The 20,639-nt window shown below is 44.1% G+C and carries 11 protein-coding genes and 3 pseudogenes; 10 read left to right on the top strand and 4 right to left on the bottom strand.

Annotated elements, in window-relative coordinates:
- Nucleotides 1–2 precede the first annotated feature (2 nt).
- Nucleotides 3–9,146, bottom strand: a pseudogene (locus tag ACLD4K_RS13690) (Ig-like domain-containing protein); the annotation flags it as partial.
- Between the two features lie 226 nt (nt 9,147–9,372).
- Between ACLD4K_RS13690 and ACLD4K_RS13695 the strand changes: the two are divergent.
- From ACLD4K_RS13695 to ACLD4K_RS13720, 6 genes are read left to right on the top strand one after another with little or no spacing between them, the layout of a single operon-like run.
- The gene (locus ACLD4K_RS13695; protein ID WP_058331909.1) at nt 9,373–9,819 is read left to right on the top strand and encodes a hypothetical protein; all 447 of its coding nucleotides are present in this window, start codon (nt 9,373–9,375) and stop codon (nt 9,817–9,819) included.
- Entirely contained in the window at nt 9,782–10,831 is a 1,050-nt protein-coding gene (locus ACLD4K_RS13700; protein ID WP_259468480.1) for a hypothetical protein, read from the top strand. The genes ACLD4K_RS13695 and ACLD4K_RS13700 overlap by 38 nt, the downstream gene beginning before the upstream one ends.
- A complete protein-coding gene (locus ACLD4K_RS13705) occupies nt 10,821–12,038 on the top strand; it encodes a TolC family protein (protein WP_411012014.1) in 1,218 nt (405 codons plus the stop codon). Before ACLD4K_RS13700 ends, ACLD4K_RS13705 begins: the two co-directional genes overlap by 11 nt.
- Before the next feature lies 1 nt (nt 12,039).
- Nucleotides 12,040–13,275 (top strand): HlyD family secretion protein, encoded by a 1,236-nt coding sequence (locus ACLD4K_RS13710; RefSeq protein ID WP_411012015.1) that lies wholly within the window; start codon nt 12,040–12,042, stop codon nt 13,273–13,275.
- Between the two features lie 7 nt (nt 13,276–13,282).
- Complete coding sequence (locus ACLD4K_RS13715; RefSeq protein ID WP_259468481.1) at nt 13,283–13,705, top strand: hypothetical protein; 423 nt, start codon at nt 13,283–13,285, stop codon at nt 13,703–13,705.
- A complete protein-coding gene (locus ACLD4K_RS13720) occupies nt 13,698–15,665 on the top strand; it encodes an ATP-binding cassette domain-containing protein (RefSeq protein ID WP_411012016.1) in 1,968 nt (655 codons plus the stop codon). Before ACLD4K_RS13715 ends, ACLD4K_RS13720 begins: the two co-directional genes overlap by 8 nt.
- Nucleotides 15,666–15,862: 197 nt before the next feature.
- Here ACLD4K_RS13720 and rtsB read toward each other — a convergent pair whose 3' ends face one another.
- The 3 genes and pseudogenes from rtsB to ACLD4K_RS13735 all read right to left on the bottom strand — a co-directional run bounded on the left by rtsB (nt 15,863) and on the right by ACLD4K_RS13735 (nt 17,509).
- Nucleotides 15,863–16,150, bottom strand: a complete 288-nt coding sequence (gene rtsB, locus ACLD4K_RS13725; RefSeq protein ID WP_411012017.1) for a transcriptional regulator RtsB — start codon at nt 16,148–16,150, stop codon at nt 15,863–15,865.
- Nucleotides 16,147–17,022, bottom strand: a complete 876-nt coding sequence (locus tag ACLD4K_RS13730; RefSeq protein ID WP_411012018.1) for a transcriptional regulator RtsA — start codon at nt 17,020–17,022, stop codon at nt 16,147–16,149. The genes rtsB and ACLD4K_RS13730 overlap by 4 nt, the downstream gene beginning before the upstream one ends.
- Nucleotides 17,023–17,286: 264 nt before the next feature.
- Nucleotides 17,287–17,509: pseudogene (locus ACLD4K_RS13735) on the bottom strand (hypothetical protein).
- A gap of 317 nt (nt 17,510–17,826) precedes the next feature.
- Between ACLD4K_RS13735 and ACLD4K_RS13740 the strand changes: the two are divergent.
- From ACLD4K_RS13740 to ACLD4K_RS13755, 4 genes and pseudogenes are all read left to right on the top strand, one after another.
- Complete coding sequence (locus ACLD4K_RS13740; RefSeq protein WP_183060051.1) at nt 17,827–18,120, top strand: DUF1778 domain-containing protein; 294 nt, start codon at nt 17,827–17,829, stop codon at nt 18,118–18,120.
- Nucleotides 18,117–18,608 (top strand): GNAT family N-acetyltransferase, encoded by a 492-nt coding sequence (locus tag ACLD4K_RS13745; RefSeq protein ID WP_183060052.1) that lies wholly within the window; start codon nt 18,117–18,119, stop codon nt 18,606–18,608. The genes ACLD4K_RS13740 and ACLD4K_RS13745 overlap by 4 nt, the downstream gene beginning before the upstream one ends.
- A gap of 216 nt (nt 18,609–18,824) precedes the next feature.
- Nucleotides 18,825–19,121 (top strand): annotated as a pseudogene (locus ACLD4K_RS13750) (IS481 family transposase); the annotation flags it as partial.
- A 727-nt stretch (nt 19,122–19,848) separates the two neighbouring features.
- The coding region (locus ACLD4K_RS13755; protein ID WP_411012019.1) for a DUF3375 family protein at nt 19,849–20,639 on the top strand (791 nt) is incomplete at its 3' end.

The following is a 20,639-nucleotide window of genomic DNA, read 5'->3' on the forward strand; positions in this document are numbered from 1 at the left end:
GTAATGGTGTAGTCATAAGCGCCATCATTGAGGGGCTGCTTAAGAGTAATTGTCCATTTTCCTGTTTCATCTGCAGTTGTTATAAAATCCTTATTATCAATAGTCAGCTTAATTGTTGCGTGCGCTTCTGAGGAGCCGATAAAGGTCGGTGTATTGATGTTAGTGATATTATCGCCTCCGGCGCCGATATCACTATTACCCTCCATGGAAAGTACTGGCGGTGTAGAATCGATCGTCAGCCAGCCGGTAGACAGCGAAGAGGCGTTTCCTGCCTGGTCTTTAGCCTGTACCGTATAGCGGTAAACACTGTCGTCTAACGCATCAGCATCCGGTAAGGTAAATTCCCATCTGCCGTCATTTTCGGCCTGGAATGTATACGTTTTTTGGTTGAGTGTCAGAATAATCGTTGCTCCGGGTTCTGTTGCGCCAGTAAATGTCGGCGTTTTATCACTGGTGATGTTATCTCCCTTATCGCCGGTATCTGAATTCTCGGTAAGCGCGCCAGTAGTAGGCGAGGGTGATGTAGTGTCAATGGTAAGCGAACCGCTGGTTGGCGTAGACGTATTTCCGGCGGCGTCTTTTGCCTGTACCGTATAAACATACGTATCGTCAGGCAGCGCATTTTCTGGCGGCAGTGTGAAACGCCATGCGCCGTGATCATCGGCCTGGATCTCATACGTTTTATTGTTAATGGTAAGAATGATGATCGCGTCAGGCTCTGTCGTACCGGTAAAGGTCGGCGTACTCACGCTGGTAATGCCATCATCTTTAGTTCCCGTATCTGTATCGTCAGACAGTTCTCCAACGACAGGTGCTGGCGGTGTCGTATCGATAGTTATCGATCCTGTGAAGGACTCAGAGGTCGTACCCACCATGTTTTTACCATGCAGCGTAAAGCTATAGGAGCCGTCGTTCAGCTTATCTCCAGCAGGTAAGGTAAAGCGCCAGGTCCCATCATTGCTCACCGGCACGTCGTAGCTTTTATTATTGATGGTCAGAATAACGGTGATATTCGGTTCTGCCGTACCGCTGAAGGTGGGAAGATCCGCACGGGTAATATTATCTCCGGTGTCGCCTGTATCCGACTCGATAGCCAGCCCGCCGTTTGGAACGGCCGGGAGGGTGAGATCGATGGTTATGCTGCCGTGAGCCGTTGCGGAGACATTGCCTGCGGCGTCGGTGGCTAACACGGTATAGGCATAGTTACCGGCTGTGAGCGCATCTGCTGTGGGTAAAGTAAAGACCCATGTACCGTCGTCCGCCGTAGGACATTCATACGTTTTATTGTTGATAGAAAGTGTGATTGTCGCTCCTGGCTCCGCTTTACCGGTGAATTTAGGCGTAGTGATACGTGTGATATTGTCGTCAGCCACTCCCGTGTCATAACCGGGGGCCAGACTGGCCGTGGGGACTGTTGGCGGTGTCGTATCAATGATGAACGAGCCTGCCTGTTCTGCGGAGGTATTCCCGATAGCGTTTTTGCTCTGTAGGGTGTACTCGTAAGTGCCCTCAATAAGACTATCTTCTGCCGGTAATGTAAATTTCCAGGCACCGTCATTTCCTGCCTGGATCTCATACGCTTTATCGTTGATTCGCAGAATGACGACACTGTGAGGGTCAGCCTTACCGCTAAACGTCGGGGTGGTTACGTTAGTCGTGTTATCTGTACCGGTACTGGAATCCGGATCTTGTGTGAGGCCTCCCGTAGGGACTGTTGGCGCGGCGGTATTAATAATTACAGACCCCGCAGTGGATGCAGACTGATTTCCGGCGGCATCCTGGGCCAGAACGGTATACTGATACGTACCGTCTGGCAGCGAATGGCCTACAGGCAATGTGATTGTCCAGGCGCCGTCGCTTCCGGCTTGAGCGGTGTAGTCTTTGCCGTTAATCGTCAGTATTACGGTAGCGTTCGCTTCTGCCGTTCCTGCAAAGGTTGGATTCTTAATGTGGGTAATGTCATCACCCTTGACGCCGCTGTCTGCTATTTCCGCCAGGGCGGCGACGGGGGCGTCCGGAGGAGTGGTATCAATCGTAAAGGCGCCCTCATAGCGAGATTCGTTGCCAGCATTATCCGTGGCCAGAACCTGGTAGTTGTAGGCACCATCCGTTAGCGTGGTTGGTATCTGGAACGTCCAGTTACCTGACGCATCGACAGGAATGGGATAATTCACGCCAGCGTATACAATAACAATCGACGCGCCAGGCGTGGTTTTGCCCGACAGCACAGGCTGAGTGTTGTTGGTCACTTGTTCGCCCGTGACGCTGCTGTCGCTCCCGGCGTGTAACCCGGCATTTGCTGAGGGCGGCGTGTGTTGAACAGTGACATTACCGTTCACCTGTGCGTTGCTCATATTGCCGCTGGCATCCGTCACTGTAATCGTATACGGATAGCTGCCATCCGCTAATTTACCGGCTTCCGGCAGGGTAATGCTCCATTTACCATTCTCACCCACGACGGCGGTATACGTCTTACCGTTAATCATTAGCGTGACGGTTGCGCCGTTTTCTGTGACGCCGCTAAAGGTCGGCATCGTCTGATTAGTAAGATGACTGCCGGCTCCCCCGGTTTCGCTGGTAGTATCCAGTCCGCCGGTTAAATGGTCGGGAGCGGTGGTGTCAATCGTGATGGTTGCCGTCGACGATGTTGTATTGTTTGCACTATCGGTGGCAGTGACCGTGTAATGATAAGCGCCATCCGTTAAGGCGTGAGTCAGCGGGATAGCCCATTCCCCGTCTGCGTTCGCTGTGGTGATGTACCTGTTACCGCCAATTATGAGTGTAATAGTTGCATTGGCGTCAGCGGTTCCCGTTAGTGTGGGCGTGGTATTACTGGTGGTATTGTCGGCTTTCGTGCCGGAGTCCGTATCATGGCTAAGGCCGTTTATCTGAAGGTGCGATTCGCTATCGATAGTCACCTGCCCGGTCATTGGCGGCGATTGATTACCCGCTATGTCTTCGAGCGCGATCGTGTAATCATGGACGCCATCGCGCAATGGGTTGGTAATCGCCAGCATCCAGTTACCGTCCCGATCGGCTACGGTTTTATACGTTTTGCCGTCAATAGTGACGACGACCGTAACGCCAGCAGGCGCGGTGCCGGAAAAGTTAGGTTTTTTATTACTGGTGAGGGTATCGCTGGTATCGCCAGTATTGCTGTGAACATCCAGGCCGCCAGTTACCGAACCGGTGATGTTTCCACTTTGAATATTCAGCGTGCCGGTTGCTGGCGGGCTGATATTTTGCGCAAGGTCGATAACGGAGACGGTATAATTATGCGTACCCGTATTTAATGGCGTGGTGACGGCCACTTCCCAGAGTCCTGTATTGTCCGCTACGACCGTATATGTTTGTCCATCAACCGTAAGCGTTACTGTAGCGCCTGGTTTCGTTTTGCCTGTAAACACGGGTGTTTCATTGTTAGTGATAAAATCACCTAACGTCCCACTGTCCGTAGCGACGCTGAGCCCTACCGTTGTGGCTGGCGGCGTATTATCAATGACAAACTGGCCGGTAATGATGGATGAGGTGCCCGCTGTATTGGTGGCTGTCACGGTATAACTGTAGCTATTGTTGGCCAGATCGGGGAGAGGCAAAGTCCAGTTGCCATCAGCGGTAACGGTTGGCGTATAGATAACATCGTTGATTGTCACCGTCACGGTGGCGCCTGGCGTGGTTGTACCTTTTAACGTTTGATCGTTGTGATTACTCCAGCCATTGGCGATATTCGGATCGGCGGTTGTGTCCAGTCCTCCTGTCAGCGCCACGCTGGAAGTATCTACGGTAAGTGTGCCGGTAACAGGAGTGGAAGCATTACCGGCCTTATCGACGGTCGATATGGTGTAATCATAATTGCCGTCCCGTAGCGCTTCCGGTACGGTAAAGCTCCATTTACCGGCATTATTGGCGGTTACCGTGTAGGTTTGCCCGTTCAGCGTAATGGTTACTTTCAGACCGGCATCCGTGTGGCCACTAAACGTAGGTCTGGTGTTATTCGTGATGCCATCGTTCGGCGTACCGGTATCGCTGGTGTTGTCCAGACCACCAGTTAAATTCGGAGGTACGGAGTCGCGGGTGATTCTAATGGTGTAAGTAGTTTCCAAACCATAACTATTGGTTACGGTCAGGTTCCAGGTGAAGTATCCGCCCTGGGGGGTATCTGCCGGGAATTCTGACGCAGGCAACTGAATTTTCCAGTTGCCATCTGCGTCAACAACGGCAGTAAGAGGGGCAGGACCTCCTGCGCTCTTTCTGATAGTGATCGTATCGCCCGGATTACCGCGTCCGACGATAACCGGCGAGGCGTCCGTATAGAAAATAGTGTTAGTTGAGCCAGCGGTACCAATGAGATAATCTTCATGACCGCCAAATTGTGCATTAGGCGCGGTGACGACATTGCTAACTGAGCCATGAAATACGCCGCTATTCCCCGCACCATCGGTAGACGTTATGGTGTAATCGTAACGTGTGTCAGGAAGAAGATTTACATCCTGTAACCAGATTTGCCAGTTACCATTATCGTCTGAAGTGGTTGAGTAACGTTTTCCATTAATCTCTACAATAACTTCCCGATTGGGTTCTGCTTTTCCATTAAACGTCGGCATAGCCCATCGGGAGGCTGTAGGGTCATTTGGCGTCGCATCGTTGGGCCTAAGTCCCCCGGTAATTTCCGGCGGTGTATGGTCTATGGCGAAGGAACCGTTAAATGACGTGACCGAGTGTCCAATAATCTCAGTCAGTTTGTAGTGATATTCCCCTTCAACGAATGGCCCTCCCGGTAATGTAAACGTCCAGGTGCCATCGGCATTAACCGGAATAGTATATTCCTGCGCATTAAACTCAATACGTAATGTGGCGCCGATACTCGCTTTGCCGCTTAACGACGGTGAGGCATTTTGCGTCTGGTTATCGCCGACTACGCCAGTATCATCTTCGGGGGAAAGAAATCCGATCAGAGTACTGATTGTCACCGAGGCGGAGTGGGTGGTTTCTGTACCAAATTTATCCTTGAACGTTAGCGTATAGTCATGTATTCCTGAGCCCAGCGGAGCGCCATCGGGGACCGTAAACGACCACTTTGTCCCTCCGGCGGTAATCGTGAGCGGATAAGTCTTACCGCCGATGGTAATGGTGCCGCGCAGATTGTCGTTAGCCTCACCTCCGGCGATGGTACCCTCTAGCGTTGGGCGGGTCACGGATGTCAAATTATCGCCTTTGGTATCGCTATCCGTTTCAGCAGAGAGTCCGTTGGTGATAGTCAGTTTACGCTTACAAATATAAATGGCGTCAGAGTTTGTCGTGGTATTGCCTGCGGCATCGGTTGCCGTCATGTAAAAGCGAACAGTGTTATAACTGCCGTTATCCGCTACCAGCCCCGCAGGGAGAGTGAATTTCCAGGTGCCGTCGCTGGCGATATCCGTCACGTCGTAGGTTGTGTTATTAATACGAATGGTCAATTTTGAACCCGGTTCAACCCGTCCCGTCAATGTGGAGGTGAGATCGTTAGTCCAGTATCGGTCTCTGTCGCCCGTATCGCTGCTGCTGTCCAGCTCAGATCCTGTCAGCGTCGGCGGTTTATTATCAGTGATAACATTCCCTTTTGTAGAGGTTTGGTTTCCGGCTGTATCTGTGACGGTAAGGGTATAGCTGGCCGTGTGATTAGGCGGTAACCCCCAGGTCGGGCCTTGCAGCGTCCAGGTTCCGTTATGGTCTGCTGTGGTGTTAAGTGTTTGGCCATCTATATGTAAAGTGATCGTCGCGCCAGGCTCGGTTTTCCCGGTAAATACGGGCCTGGTCGATTGGGTGATCATATCCCCTTTGATACCGGTATCAGAATCGCTCGTTAAACCGACGATGGACATAGGATTAAGGGTATCAATAAAAACATTATTCGTGGCGATGGCGGAGATCCCGGTAGTGGTGTCCGTCGCGGTAACCGTATATTCGTTGAACCCTTCGTGCAATGGGTTAGTCACATCAATAGACCAACTGCCGTCGGCCGCCGCCGTTGTGGTATAACTTTGCCCTGCGATGGTCAGGACAATGACGGTATCCGGCGTAGCCTGCCCGACAATTTTTGGCGTATTGTTATTGGTAATATTGTCGCCCTTAGTGCCGCTATCACTATCTACATCCAACTGCGCCGTTACTTTAGGCGGCGTGATGCCTGATGGGACGTAATTAAAATTGCCCGTTATTGTTGCCGTGTTACCGGCAAGATCCTCTGAAGTTACGGTATACTCATTCAGGCCGGGAGCCGCATCTTTGGGTAAGGTCAGTTTCCAACTTCCGGCATTATCTACGGAAGCCATATAGGTCGCGCCTTTAATGGTGACGGTGACGAGGCTGCCGGGTTCGGCCATACCGCTGAGCGTTGGGCGAACAAGCTGGGTAGTCGTATTCCCCACAGTCCCTTCCATCACGCTGGAAAGGTCAAGCCCACCGCTGAGTTGGGAAACGGTATCAACAGTAAACTGATGCTCGCTGCTTGAGGTATTGCCCGCTTTATCGGTGGTGACGACCGTATAAGTATAAGTTGCATCAGTAAGGTCGTTCGGCATCGCATATTGCCAGACGCCATCAGCGCCGGCTGTCAGAGTATGACTCACGCCGTTAAAAATAATTTCTACGCTGGCCTCGGGCTCTGTCGTACCGGTAAAGATAGGGCGGATAACGTTGGTAATGCCATCCTGCGTACTCTGTCCACTATCCGATGCTTCGTTTAAGCTTGCATCAGATGAAGGTGGCGTGGTGTCCACGGTAATCGTCCCCGTTGTGGTCGCGCTGGTTCCCACCGCATTCTTTACTTGTACCGTATATTCATAGGTTTCATCCGCAAGCGCGTCCGGGAGCGTTAAAGACCAGCTACCGTCCACACCTACGGCGACGGGATAGTCGACATGATTAATGGTAAAAATAACGGTGGTATTTGGTGTCGCCGTACCGTGGAAGGTTGGTTGACTAACCTGGGTGATATTATCGCTGTTGCTGACACCGCTGTCATCGCTGTCCAGCAAGCTGACGGTGATTTCCGGCCGACTGGTATCAATAACCAGGGTTATACTCCCTGCGGTTTCGCTCATATTTCCTGCGCTATCTTTTGCCACAACGGTGACGTCATAGCGACCATCAGCCAGCGGTGTATCCAGCGTGAGCTGCCAGTCGCCATTTTCATCGGCCTGCAGGGTATAAACGTGATCGTCAACAGTCACAAGTACTTCCGTATGGGGGTCAGACTTTCCGTGCAGAGTGGGCGTTGTTATATTGGTGATATTGTCACCTGAATCACCTGAATCGCTGTTGACGTCAAGGGTCACTGTGGGCGCTGGCGGTGGTGTCGTATCAAGTGTAAAACGGCCTTCTAAAGGCGAAGAGGCGTTATTTCCTGCCGCATCGGTGACTGAAAGCGTATAAACATGCTCGCCATCATCTAATACCAGATCTTCTGGCACTTTCCAGGCCCATAGCCCGTTTTCATCAGCCCGTACAGAAAACGATTTGCCGGCAAGTGTAACGGTAACCACGGCAAAAGGTTTCGTGCTCCCGATTAATACTGGATGGGGATTATTGGTAATGCCGTCAGCATCACTGCTGCCAGTATCTGACTCTGCGGATAATGTTGCAGTAACCGTCGGGAGCTGGGTATCAATAGTGACGGTACCGGTTTGCGTGGCGGTATTGCCCGCGATATCGGTTATGGTGACAGTAAAGTCATAGCTGCCGTCGTCGAGCGCCGGAGTGATTTTAAATTCCCACTGTCCCTGCTGGTCGGCGGTGCCTTCATAGACGTGGCCATTCAGGGTGAGCATCACATTCGCGCCGGGTTCGGTTTTTCCGGTCAATGCGGGCTGGGGAATATTCGTCAGAAAATCGTCCTGTTGTCCGGTATCCGTGGCGTCGGATAACGCAAACGTTACGTCAGGCGCAGTGGCATCAATCGTGACGCTGTTAGTCACCGTGGCGGTATTGCCTGCATCATCGGTGGCGGTTACCTGGTAATGATAGACCCCATCAGGCAAATTTGTACCCGGGGATAAAGACCAATAGCCTTCAGCGTTAGTCACCGTAGTTAACGTCATTCCACCTATGATGACATTAATAATGGAGCCCGGTTCTGAGGTTCCCTGAAGCACTGGCTTAGTATTATTTGTTATCGAATCGCCTGTAATGCCGGAATCTGACGTTGGATCAAGCGAGGCAGTAAGTCCGGTAATTTCGCTATCAATCACAATGGTGGTAGTGGAAGCTACCGTTTTGCCGCTGCTATCGGTAATGGTAAAGTTTACATCATAATGGCCATCCGGCAGGGGGGAAGATAGCCGTAATGTCCATTTTCCATCTTTATCGACAGTTAGCGGATAATGTGTTTTGTTGATTATCAGACTTGCCGTTGCGCCTGGCGTAGCATTTCCGCTAAAGGTGGGGTTTGCGATGTTGGTAATCCCATCCCCTGTTTTACCTGAGTCTGTTTTCGCATCCAACTTACCGGTAATAAAGAGGGGCGTTTCCTGAGTGGGTAACGGTGCCTGAGTTTTTTCCGCCGGCTCTCCTGATGAAGAACTGGATGAAGAGGACGAGGCAGGAGGAGGTGGTGGTGTGGCTACGCTATTTTGGACTTCCTCTTCTGCCGGTTTTAGATTTTTCGAAATTTCTTGCTTTGCTTTCTTATCGATAATCTCTTTTTTTTCTGGCGACAGATCGTTTTGTTCGAGCTTTATGTTCTGTTGCTGCTCTTCGGCACGCTCTTTGAGAAGCGCCTCATACTCTTTAATTTTTTGTTGTAAAGCAGTCTCTAAGGATTTATTCGTTTCGACAGACGCCTCCTTATCCGCCTCGTCATTATTAGCCTCAATGGTCGACTCTTCGCTTTTTAGCATATCAGCAAGGTATACAGTATCTAAACCAAGCTGATAGGTTTTTATAGACGAGATAATATGATCCTGATTAATTGTTTTTCCCGATGTGTCGCGTAATTCAATATTTCCCAGAACCAGGTTAGTTAAGCCATCTTTTAATGTTGTGGTATTACCGTCAGCGGTAGTGACTATCAGATCAAAGCCACTGACTTTATACGACTTAATATCCGTAACACTCTCCGGTTTAACGTTCGGTTTTTCAGTCGAAGAGATATCATTTTGCGTCGTCATGTTGTCGATATTCCTTAATATAGCTAATGGTAGATTACCAAAATGGTTTTGATAGTAGGCTAACTTTTCTTTTTCAGAGGCTTAATTTTACCTGTCAGTAAATATGAAATAAATTAAGCAGTATCTTAATGGTCTAAAAATGCAATATCTCAAGCTCATGATTGTATGTCAGATCAGCATGGGATATTTATAATTAAAGTACCTTTACCAATATTAAGATGGCCGTATGAGTGCAGATGAAAATAATGGCGATGAAGAATTGGCGCCGATGGTTGATGGATTAAGCGGAGCTCTTTGTATACTAATACTGATCTCCACAGTATTTATGTTATCAGGAACAGACTCGCTTGTAACATCGGATGGCGGAGCATTAAAGTTCAGAGATTCATTCACAGATCTAAGTAAGAATAGTATTTACTATAGTGGAGCTGTTTCACTTTCGTCTACCGATTTGTATCAAACCCGTAAGCATCTAATTGACTCAGGAAAGAAAAAAATCACGTTTTATGGTGCAGTATCTGAATCTATAGAAAATTACAAGGAGAAAAATACATTTAATCTATTGAAAATTTATACGGACTTAAAATTACCATCTGATATAGAAATCGACTTCCGAGAAGGAAACGTCTCGCAGTGTGGAAAAAATCTGTCGTGTATTTACTGGAGCTATTAAACAAATGCATTTTTTGGGTTTGATTTTTTATATATTAACGGCTGCCTGTTATCTTTTGTTCCCAGCCATCAAAAACATGGTTAATCAGGCTGTTTTTCTGGCACCACAAATTACTTATGCTTGTGGGGTATTGTTTGTATTACCGCTACTCTTGTTTTTAACGCATTGGATATTCAGATTAAAGGCCCGAAGATACTATGCCTTACTGGCAACGCAAACGAAGCTGGCAGCGTCAGTTGCAGTTTCATTGGGACTTATCGGTACCTTTATGGGGCTAACCGATATGGTATCAGCTATTGCAGGTTCGCTGGGGGGAGAAGGCGACCTGGCAGCAAAAATGGGCGCTATGATTTCATCGATTTCGTCAGCTCTGACGGCAATGTCATTTGCGTTCCTGACATCTATATTAGGTGTTGCTGTTTCAGTATTACTTCTGGTCAGTCTTAATTTTTGGGAGTTTTACTACGAAACCGAGAATCACGTTGACAATGAACCGGAGAAAAAGCCTTCGGAGGATGAACTACAAGCGTTACTCAACCGGGTTATGTTGCTCGAAGAGATTAACACCAATATCGCCACTAAACTGGTCTGTATACCAGATAATACCAATATGACGGAACTGTTGGTTATGAATGGCAAAGTGATGGCAGAGAGCTTACAGCAAATAAACACGGCCATCAGTCATCTACAAGCAATAGCAAAAACATCTGCAGAACTTAATGAAAAAGGATTTTTCAGCATGAATACATCACTCATGGATGTTAATCAAAGCAATATGCTGATAAATGAAAAAATAACATCTGGCAACGAACAATTAATGGAATTGAACATCGGTATCAGCACCCTGGTCTCGTTAATGAAGAAAAATTCTGAATTCATTGAAAAGATGGAAGGCATGAAGGCAGAGCAACTGAAACTTATTAACGACAGGCAGGAGGCTCATTTCCATGAAAAATATAAATTTAAGAAAAAAATACAACAGGTTGTAGAGGTGTTGACGAATGAAAACTAATTTTAGCATTATAGGGTGCTTGTTTTTTAGTCCATTGGCTTTAGCCAGTCAGGGGACTTTACATTATTCTGAATTTATTAATGAAATGTATCAAGAATCAGGGGGGATTAGAGCCAAAGCGTTAGAGTTGGAGGCAGAGTTATTGCGTGCAAAACAAACTGATTTGTATTTTATGCCGAAGATTTCTGCAGAAAGTAAGTACAAATCAGATTCCACCCGTGGTGATATAACTGATTCTAAAGTAACAGCGAGTTCTTTAATTTTTAGCACAACGATCGCTGATCGCTTTAAAGAAAAAAATAGTCGGCTTCATGGCGCAGAGTTATCCTTATTGAAAGAAAAAGAGAACTTGTATAAAACGTTAGTAGAAAATTTGATTGGTATTAAATATTACAATAATCTTGAGACGAAGGCAGCGAACCTGGAGCAAACTGCCGTCGAATTATACCAACAAATTGAGGGCCGATATGTATCAGGTATTGCTAAGGCAAGCGATGTAGAACAGGCTCGTCTGTTGATTCAAAAAATAAAAACAGAATCAGAAAATATTAATAAAGAGATTGAGTTGCTTAAATCTAATATAGAGCTGGCAACAGGCATTGCCTTTCCTGCTCAGGGGGTTTACCTACCTGATAATATCATAGATAAAATTAACACTTATACAATAAATGATAAGAAAATCTATAATAATCTCGATTATAAATTGTTGAGCGAGCAGGCTGATGCAGCAAAATTTAACGCATGGCAGCAGGATTCATTGGTTCAAGTGAATCTGGTCGCGGAAGAACGATATAATAACAGTCAGCGTGTAGATAAAGACTCCTGGGGGGGGATTCAGGTAGCAGTGAATCTATTTGATTACGACAAAAAGATTACCAGACAAACGGGAATTAAGGCGTACCAGGTTTTAAAAACAAAAATGGACTTCAAATATAAAGAGCTACTGGCAAAGATGAAGTCTTTGCAATTGACCATCAATTCAAATGAAAAGGAGCTTCAAGGGTTGGCAGAACAAAGTAAAACTACAGAAGTGATCTTAGCCAATCAGAAAAGAGAATATAATATTTCACAATCATCCTATTATGAGATGTTAAATACACAATATGATTATTTTGCATTAGAGCGAAAGATGATTGAAATGAAGATAAGTGATGCTATTAATAAAGTATCTTTGTTACAGATCTCAGGCGAATTATTAAGTTTGTAATATGAAGAGTAATACGCTTTCGCACAAGTTTTTAGCTTTAATCGCCATAATGATGGTTTTGATTATTTATATTGGTGTTGCGAAGATAGATATTGTTTCTCCTGGTACCGGAGTGATTACTGGGGCTTCGGATAAACTGGTAATTGTAAGCCCTGACTCAGGTTTCATTAATAAGTTTGATCTACGAACAGGTTCGCCCGTCAAGATAGGGGATATTCTTTTCTCCTATACCAATCTTGATGTCTTTCATCAGGAGAAAACGCTTAATGAGCTAGTCTCATTCGCTGGCAGGCGTATTCAGAATCTTGAAGAAGATCAACAGTTACTTAAAATGATTCTTGCGGGAGAAATACCTGAAGAAAGTGAATTTTCGGCACAAATTAAAGAACTATTCTCTCAAGAACTCAGTGCTTATAAATTTTTGAATGAGCTTTTCTCTTTAAGGAATGAGGAGAAAAACCTAAAACAGCGGGAAGAGAAAATGAATGAAGAAAAAGACGACCTTCATGAACGATTATTACTTTTGAAAAGAAAAGGTAATTTACTAAAGTCCGCCCGTGCTCCGGAGATAGAGATAATAAATAATCAGACTGAGGTTAGTCAGATTGTTTCTCAGATAACAACCGGAGACATTAGCTTGCTTGCCTTACAAAATGACATTAAGTTGGCAAACAATCGATTCCGCAGCAGCGTGCTTGAACAACTTAATAATAATGCCGAGCAGTTGGAGCAATTACGTAGGGAGCGCCTTGAAAATCGTGGGCAACTGGAACTTCTAAGAAATAAAATTAAGGCTAATAGCGTCTTATCTCCTACGAATGGTGTAATATTAAGCATAGAGCGTAGTTTTGAAAAAGGTTCTTATGTTGAAAATGCGCAGCCTGTCATGACCATCAAAAAAAACAATGAAAGTAAGGTAGTAGATGCGAGAATTCTAGCAAAGTATCGACCTTTTATCTTTACTGGAGCCAGTGTGAAAATTACAGTAACCTCTCCAGGTTATAAAAAAACGATTGCCGGGCAGATTACGAGGATAAGTGCTGACTCGTTTTCTGACGATGAGAAAAATGGTGCTGAGCGTTATTACAAAATTGAAATAAAGCCGGATGATAGTGTCAAGGTTCCACCTGAACTGGAGGGTGTGCAGGTTAATGTATATGCGCTTAGCAAAAAAGTCACGCTGTTAAACTATATTACAGCGTTGGTAGGCGATAATATCGTATTTAATGTTTGGTAATGTAACTATGCTTGGATTCGTTTCTGCCTTATCCTCGGCTGTAGCGGTGATGATATTACTGATGTCCGTATTATTAACTAATCTTTTATCGATAGCAATTGAAAAAGATGAAAAATTAGATTCATCTATACTCAAGTACAGTTCTGATACTGAAGAGTTGAAGAATAAGCAAAAAGCTATTATTATGTCTGGTCAAGGATTTTCCATATCTGTTTCAGACCTTTTACCGCTTCGTTCTTCCAGTTCTGCAGTCAGGCTCTACTGCACATATGGTAATAATATGAGTCTGAAGGTTGCTAAAAAATATACAACTTATAATTATATTGTTTCCAAATCAGTTTTAGGTAACAAAAAAATTATTGTGGTATCACCGATTTATGAGCCGACAAGTAAAAATAACTGTGCTGTTGAAGAACTGAAAAATGAATAATGATTTCTTTGATGTTATCAGGAAATATTGCCTGGTAGAGGAAGTTGCTTTTGTTTATAAAAATAAAAGCAAAGATATGTATGATATAGTGCAGAATTTTAATGATTATGTAAATGATAGTTTTTTTGACTTTGAGTTAACCAGTAATAGCTGTTGCGAGTACGCTCATCTTCCTAAAACATTTATAGTTGAATGGACAGAATCTTATTTTTTAATCTTACAAAAAGAAAAAAATAAGATTATTAATCTGAGTTCTTCTGAGGTGGTAACGCAAGATGATTTACGTAGTAAAAGAATATTTTATCTCTCAAAGGAATTAAAAAATATAGATGACAGAGATGTTTTTGAAGCTATCAAAAAGATGACACCAAAGGCAAGTTACCTTGCGCTAGGATTAATCTTTTTTGCTTTAATGACACCACTTTATTCAAATCTATTTAATACACGATTGATTTATAGTGATTCTTACCATTCCATTATCTTTGTGACTGGAATATTCATAATTTTTGTTCTTTTTGAACTTATTTTAAAAGGTATGCTTTATGATAAAACATCTGCACATATTAGAGTTAACAATATAAAATGTAATGCTTTATATCTCCATGCATTAAAAGCATCCAATTGCAGAAATGCTGCGGTGAAGATACGTACTATTGAATCTTCAGTGGTGTCTCTTTGGGAGTCATATCCATTAATATCGGTTGATTTATCATTAGCTTTTTTATTCCTGATCGGTCTTTTTGTAATGATGGGGATCTATGCTTTCCCCCTTTTGATCTACTATATAGGCTTAACATTTGTTTGCGTTTATATTCGTTTTTCTGCTTATAAAAAAACGTTGCAAACGAATACCGTCAGTTATGAAAAAATGTCTACACTAATCTCTTTAGAAGAAAAAAGGAAAGAGCTGAAATTCTTACGCGGCACCTTCTTTGAAAAGTTGTTGATGGATAAAACGCATCGCGATGAGTATACGAAAATGGAGATGAATATCGAAAATCACCATTGGGCGGAGATGATAAAGGCCAACTCCTTTCTTTCTATGATTGTGATGTTTATGTCATCCTATTTTGCTGTTGTTAACGGAGTATTGATGACTGCCTCTATTATTGCCATTATGATTATTAACTCCAGACTCTCTGGGGCCTTAGTAGGTGGGGTTAATAAACTATATTTGACAAGATTGCATATGTTCCATATTAAAAATAGTTTGGCGGAACTATTGAAAGATAAGGACACGTTTATATCACATAGTGGAATTTATATATCCCATATCGAAAAACTGTCGATTGAAAAATTATCCATAGCGTTTGCAGAACGAAAACTGATTGATCAGCTTTCATTCACTGCTGTTCCCGGAGAATTTATTGGTATTATTGGTGCATCAGGTTCAGGTAAATCTTCTTTAATCAAAGCACTATCAAATTCCAGTCATTGCTATACGGGATCAGTTAAATTAAATAATGTAGATATCACTCATATCTCTGAAGATTATATCCAGAATTGCCTTGCCTACCACTCTACCAACAGCACTTTTATAAAAGGAACACTCCGTGAAAATTTCATGATTTATGGTGTGGTTGATGATGATGATATTATCAAAATATTAACTTTATGCTGCAATAATCTTGTTCTCTCGAAAGAGAATGTAGACGAAAAATTTGTCGATGAACTCAATCTTTCTAATGGGGAAAAACAAAAGGTTTTGTTGTATCTGGCTTTATTTAAAAAACCAGATATAGTCTTCCTGGACGAGTCAACATCTTATCTTTCCACAACTGATGCGTTAGCATTTCTGGAAAAGATAAAGCATCTGTATTGTCATAGCATTGTCATTTTTGCAACCCATGATATTTCACTGCAAAGAATGTTTACCCGCAAAATTGACCTTTCTGGTGAAAGGTTAAGAGCAGTAAGTAGCACAACAATAAATGTACCACAAATGAAGTTAAGTGGGTGAGATCGGATCTGAAAAGATGAAAAGCAGAGCGGTGATATGACTAAGAAATATCGCCGCTTGCATTTTTTGATTTACCTTAGGGTACTTTTCTTTATACAGAAGGAAAGATGGTCTTTGTAATTTCATTTGAGCGTTAAAGTTATCAACACAGTAAACTTAAATAACTGGTGCTGTTTGACGCATAATTTTAGAAAAAATTACGTAAGATCGACTGATATGTAAAACTCATTCAGCATCAAATGGATTAATTCAACATCAGTAGTAATTTCCATTTTTTTATAGGCTGATCTTTTTTGTGTTGAAATCGTTTTTATATTTCGATCTAATAAATTTGAGCAACTTTTAACAGATAATCCTGCTGCCACGTAATAAATAACTTTTTTCTCGCTCAATGTTAGATCGAATTTTTTAGCGAGCAACAGAATTCCATCTCTTATATTAATATGTTTTATTTTGTTCTTATACTGCATTATCAGATATCTCAATTAATATATTGATGACGAGAGGAGGATAAAAACGCTAAAAATTCTGATGGTGTAGTTTTGAAATGTTTTTTAAAAACGCATGTAAAATAAGAAGCACTGTCATAACCACACATATAAGCCACTCTGGTAATATTATATTCACTATTACGTAGAAGTTTTGTCGCTTTATTCATTCGCGCATTAAGGTAAACTTCGCTGAATGAGGTGTTCTCTTGTTTTAATTTCCTTTTTAATGTGGAACAACTCATATAGAGTGAGTCAGAAATATCCTTGAGTGCCCATTTTCGACTTATGTCGCTTATAATAATATTATAGATATTTTCGGCTAATGTATTTTGCGATAGTTCTCTAAAGAGAGAAAATGCTTCGGGTTCATAGATGAACTCTGAAAGTAGAAATCTTATTAAATATTCCTTTTTATCTTGGGGTAATTTCTGAGTTTTATTTGAAGAGTGTAAGAGGTTGAATACTCTTGCTACACCTGTTTCTATTGGCGCTAACAGATGTTTTGTCGTCGGTTTTGTTAATGGGGCCGAAAATTCTGTATGTTCATACAGAAAAAAATTATAAGCATTTTTTATTGACGCTGAATCTAATTCAATTAAATTATAATTTAACTGTTCATGAGTCTCTTCCATAGTGATATGAATAGTTTGATCTTTAGCTAAAAATATTAACATTGGCCCTGATGCCGTAATATACTCCCCGGACGATGTCGTAATTGAAATTTTACCCGTGGTGAGCTTGATGAGTACGGACTGCAGTAAATTTAATCCCTGAAGTGATAAGGATTTCCTCTGCCAGTTTTGCTCTGATTGTAAATATTCAATGTTCCCCACCGGGACAGGTGAGGGATTAAACACTTTTAGCATGATAACTTCCTTTTATTAAATGTGTGTGTAAATCAAAATTATTCTGAAAAATATTTCAAAAAATAACTAATATATATCCATATAAGTATTGGAGAACTTAAGGTGTCAGGTGGCGATCTTTTCATTTTCTATGGAAAATGATATTTTATATTGCATTTCTACATATTATAGTATCGTTAAAAAACTATGTCGCGTATAAAAAAAAGATGGAAATTTACAAGAATTGGCTCATGTTATTATCAAATTATCTCTTTAAAATTTGAATTAAGTAATAATTTCCTTTAATCTTTTAGAGAATAGCTCTTTAATTTCATGGAGGTAGTTAGCATGAGGTATAAGATCTGATTTTAATTTGTGATAAGGTTTATCCTGGAGGTAAATATTAACGTTCTCGGTTAGGAAAGGCATACAACGCGGTAAATATATACTGCGGCGGGTAGATGGCGTAGCGATATCCGGAAGTTTGAGGGGGAGGGGAAGCATTCAATCGTATGGTTGACATTATGAAAAACGGTGTAACACGTTATTGAGGTTCTTACTGTGCGTATCCGTTAGGTTTATGCTTTCTGGATTGCATAATGTAGCGTGTTTTGGCGCGGCAGTATTGAATCTTTTGCTGCGCCGGCCCCGAAGAGGAATCACTCACAGCGAATGCTAGCGCATGGCCTGGTCCTGAATCTCTAAATGAGTAGAAAACCTTTCGGTTCGATACTCCGGTTCTATTCCTTCTAAATTTATCGTAATGACATCTGCGTTACACGTGTTGTACACTTAATATCCACAGAAACACAAGAGGACAACACCATGTCAGCCGCAAACAGCATGTCTATTAAGCGCGAAACATTAAATTTGCGCATCAAACCCGCCGAGCGCGATCTTATCGATCGGGCGGCGAAAGCCAGAGGGAAAAACCGCACAGACTTTGTGCTGGAGGCTGCCCGTGCTGCTGCCGAAGAAGCGCTGATCGAGCAACGTATCATCATGGCCGATCCCGAGGCTTATCAGGAATTTCTTGCCCGTCTGGATCAGGCTCCTGCGCCTAACGCCGCACTGCGTAAAACCATGCAGACTCCTGCGCTGTGGGGGCAGGAAAAATGATCTCCGCCCCTGAGCCGCTTCATGCCGGACATATTATTACTCCGTTTTGCTGCGGTGTGGATTCTATGGATAACTGGCTGAAACAGCGGGCGATGAAAAATCAGACCACTGGCGCGTCCCGTACCTTTGTGTGTTGTGGCAGCGATTCTAACGTACTGGCCTATTATTCGCTGGCGTCCAGCGCGGTCATGACGAATACCGCCCCCAGTTGCTTTCGCCGCAATATGCCTGACCCGATCCCTGTGGTAGTGCTGGGCCGTCTGGCGGTGGATAAATCGTTGCATGGGAAGGGCGTCGGGCGTGCGCTGGTACGCGACGCCGGGCTGCGGGTAATCCAGGTGGCGGAGACGATCGGCATTCGCGGGATGCTGGTTCACGCCCTGTCGGATGAAGCGCGGGAGTTTTACCTGCGGGTGGGGTTTGTACCGTCGCCGATGGATCCGATGATGCTGATGGTGACGTTGGGGGATTTGGTGGAGAGTGTTTAAACTGCAGGGCGTATCCTTTAACCTCACAGACACTTCAAGTTACGGATAAAAATTGCCCCTGAAATGAAAAAATGAACTCATTTCTGAATATTTTTCCATCAAATTCAGTGGTTTTTCGTCGACATACAGCGTCAAGTTGTACAACAAATAGTTACGAAACACACCCTGGTCCTACGTTACTTATAAGCGTTATCGCTTGTTATTATGCAGCAGAGAGGTCAGCACAGAACCAGTAACGTGTTACGTAAACAGAGTGTCTCCGGAAGCGGTGTCCGTTCTATTTGGTTTCGCCATAACCTTGATAACTTCAAGAAGCGTCTGAAAGCGCTGGAAGAAAAGGTAGCACGTGATGGTATCGAGCTAACCGGTTCCCAGATTGCAGCGCTGGAGCGTAAAGCCAGTGACGACGAAGCGTGTGGAGAAATCGAAACGGCGCATCCCGGCTATCTGGGTTCACAGGACATATTCTATGTTGGCAACCTGAAAGGCGTTGGGCGTATTTACCAGCAAACCGTTCATCGAACTGAATGAACCCTCAATCTGACCCACAATTTTCCGGATACACAGGGATAAATCGAAACGCATCTGGAAAGTTTTTCACGCTAACTTAGAGCCTATTCCATTAGGGCTATTTTACTTGCCATTTTGGTCCTGGGCAGTGCTCAAAATCCTCACGTACTACGTGTACGCTCCGGTTTTTGCGCGCTGTCCGTGTCCAAACTGGCTGCGCCAATAACGCCTGGTGGGATAGGCTCTTATTCAATTACACACATAGGAATTCATAGGGAAGCATAAAAAAGGAAAGGTGGCGGACTCGGAATCATATCCACGATTAAGGTGCTGTTTGTTATTGGTTTTGTAGGCATTTCTTGTAAATAGTGCCCCCCACGAAGGCCCCATAAAAAATCGCTTTATTTTTGTGATATTTATCACGAAAAATCGGTGTTAAATTGACTCACAACCCCACTCTTACGACACGACTTGTTCCATATTTTCCGCATTTTTCCACCACGCATTCCTGCATTCTGCCTTGTAAAGTTATTCTGGACGTTATCAATTCATACTTTCGTCCGAACTTGTAGCACACCGATTCCGGTATTTTTCTGATAATAGAGGAAAGTCACTGGAGAAAATATTGTGATAAAAATCACAAAGTAAGGCAGGCTGCTGGAGAAAAAGTCCGCAACGGCGAATTATCGTAGTCTGTGTACCTCAACCAGCATTTTGAAGGCTTTGCGACATGGAAGAAAACACAAGGCAGCGTACAGAGAATTATATTTCAGCAAAAAACCAGCATCCTGCCTGGATACTTCTTGCCACCCGCCGCGCCCCGCTGGTATTGAGTTGCCTGAAAACGCTGTTTGAAAAATCACATGATGGTATCCCCCTTGAAGAAGCGATCCAGTCTCTTTCCGGCATTCTTGTCGAGCATGTGAGTCAGGAACAGTATGACATTAATCAGGACAATCCCTCTCTTCAGGCCAGCCGTGAACTGCGGGAATGGATTAAACGCCGTCTCATCGTCGAACGGGATGGCCGTATCTTCGCCACCGATGCGCTTGAGGTCGCGATTACGTTTGTTGAGTCGCTGGATAATCGTTTCATGACCTCTACGGCTTCCCGTTTGTCCACCGTACAGCGAGAAATTGAAAACCTGGAAACCCGGCTTAATCCAAATCCGGCAAACCGGGTTGCAACCTTACGTCGTCGTATTGCCGAACTGGAACGTGAATTACAGGAGGCAGAGGCCGGGCATATTGAAGTGCTGGAAGCGCATCAGGCGGTTGAACATATTCGCGAGGTCTTCAACTTAGCTTCCAGCTTGCGGGCTGACTTTCGTCGCGTGGAAGACTCCTGGCGTGAGGCCGACCGCGCGCTTCGGCAATCCATTATCGGCGAGCAGTATCATCGCGGCGATATCGTAGAACGCCTGCTCAACGATCAGGACGCGCTGCTTAATACGCCTGAGGGAAGAGTTTTCGACAGTTTTCAGCAACAGCTCCGTCAATCTTCCGAACTTAAAGCAATGAG

The sequence above is a fragment of the Salmonella sp. 741265055_HSA genome, assembly GCF_046569525.1.
In the GTDB taxonomy this organism is placed as follows: Bacteria; Pseudomonadota; Gammaproteobacteria; order Enterobacterales; family Enterobacteriaceae; genus Salmonella; species Salmonella enterica.

Bases quoted from the DNA above. Each gene is read 5' to 3' on its own strand.
- ACLD4K_RS13710 (WP_411012015.1), top strand. From the start codon at position 12,040: ATGAAGAGTAATACGCTTTCGCACAAGTTTTTAGCTTTAATCGCCATA.
- ACLD4K_RS13715 (WP_259468481.1), top strand. From the start codon at position 13,283: ATGCTTGGATTCGTTTCTGCCTTATCCTCGGCTGTAGCGGTGATGATA.
- ACLD4K_RS13730 (WP_411012018.1), bottom strand. From the start codon at position 17,022: ATGCTAAAAGTGTTTAATCCCTCACCTGTCCCGGTGGGGAACATTGAA.
- ACLD4K_RS13720 (WP_411012016.1), top strand. From the start codon at position 13,698: ATGAATAATGATTTCTTTGATGTTATCAGGAAATATTGCCTGGTAGAG.
- ACLD4K_RS13740 (WP_183060051.1), top strand. From the start codon at position 17,827: ATGTCAGCCGCAAACAGCATGTCTATTAAGCGCGAAACATTAAATTTG.
- ACLD4K_RS13695 (WP_058331909.1), top strand. From the start codon at position 9,373: ATGAGTGCAGATGAAAATAATGGCGATGAAGAATTGGCGCCGATGGTT.
- ACLD4K_RS13705 (WP_411012014.1), top strand. From the start codon at position 10,821: ATGAAAACTAATTTTAGCATTATAGGGTGCTTGTTTTTTAGTCCATTG.
- ACLD4K_RS13745 (WP_183060052.1), top strand. From the start codon at position 18,117: ATGATCTCCGCCCCTGAGCCGCTTCATGCCGGACATATTATTACTCCG.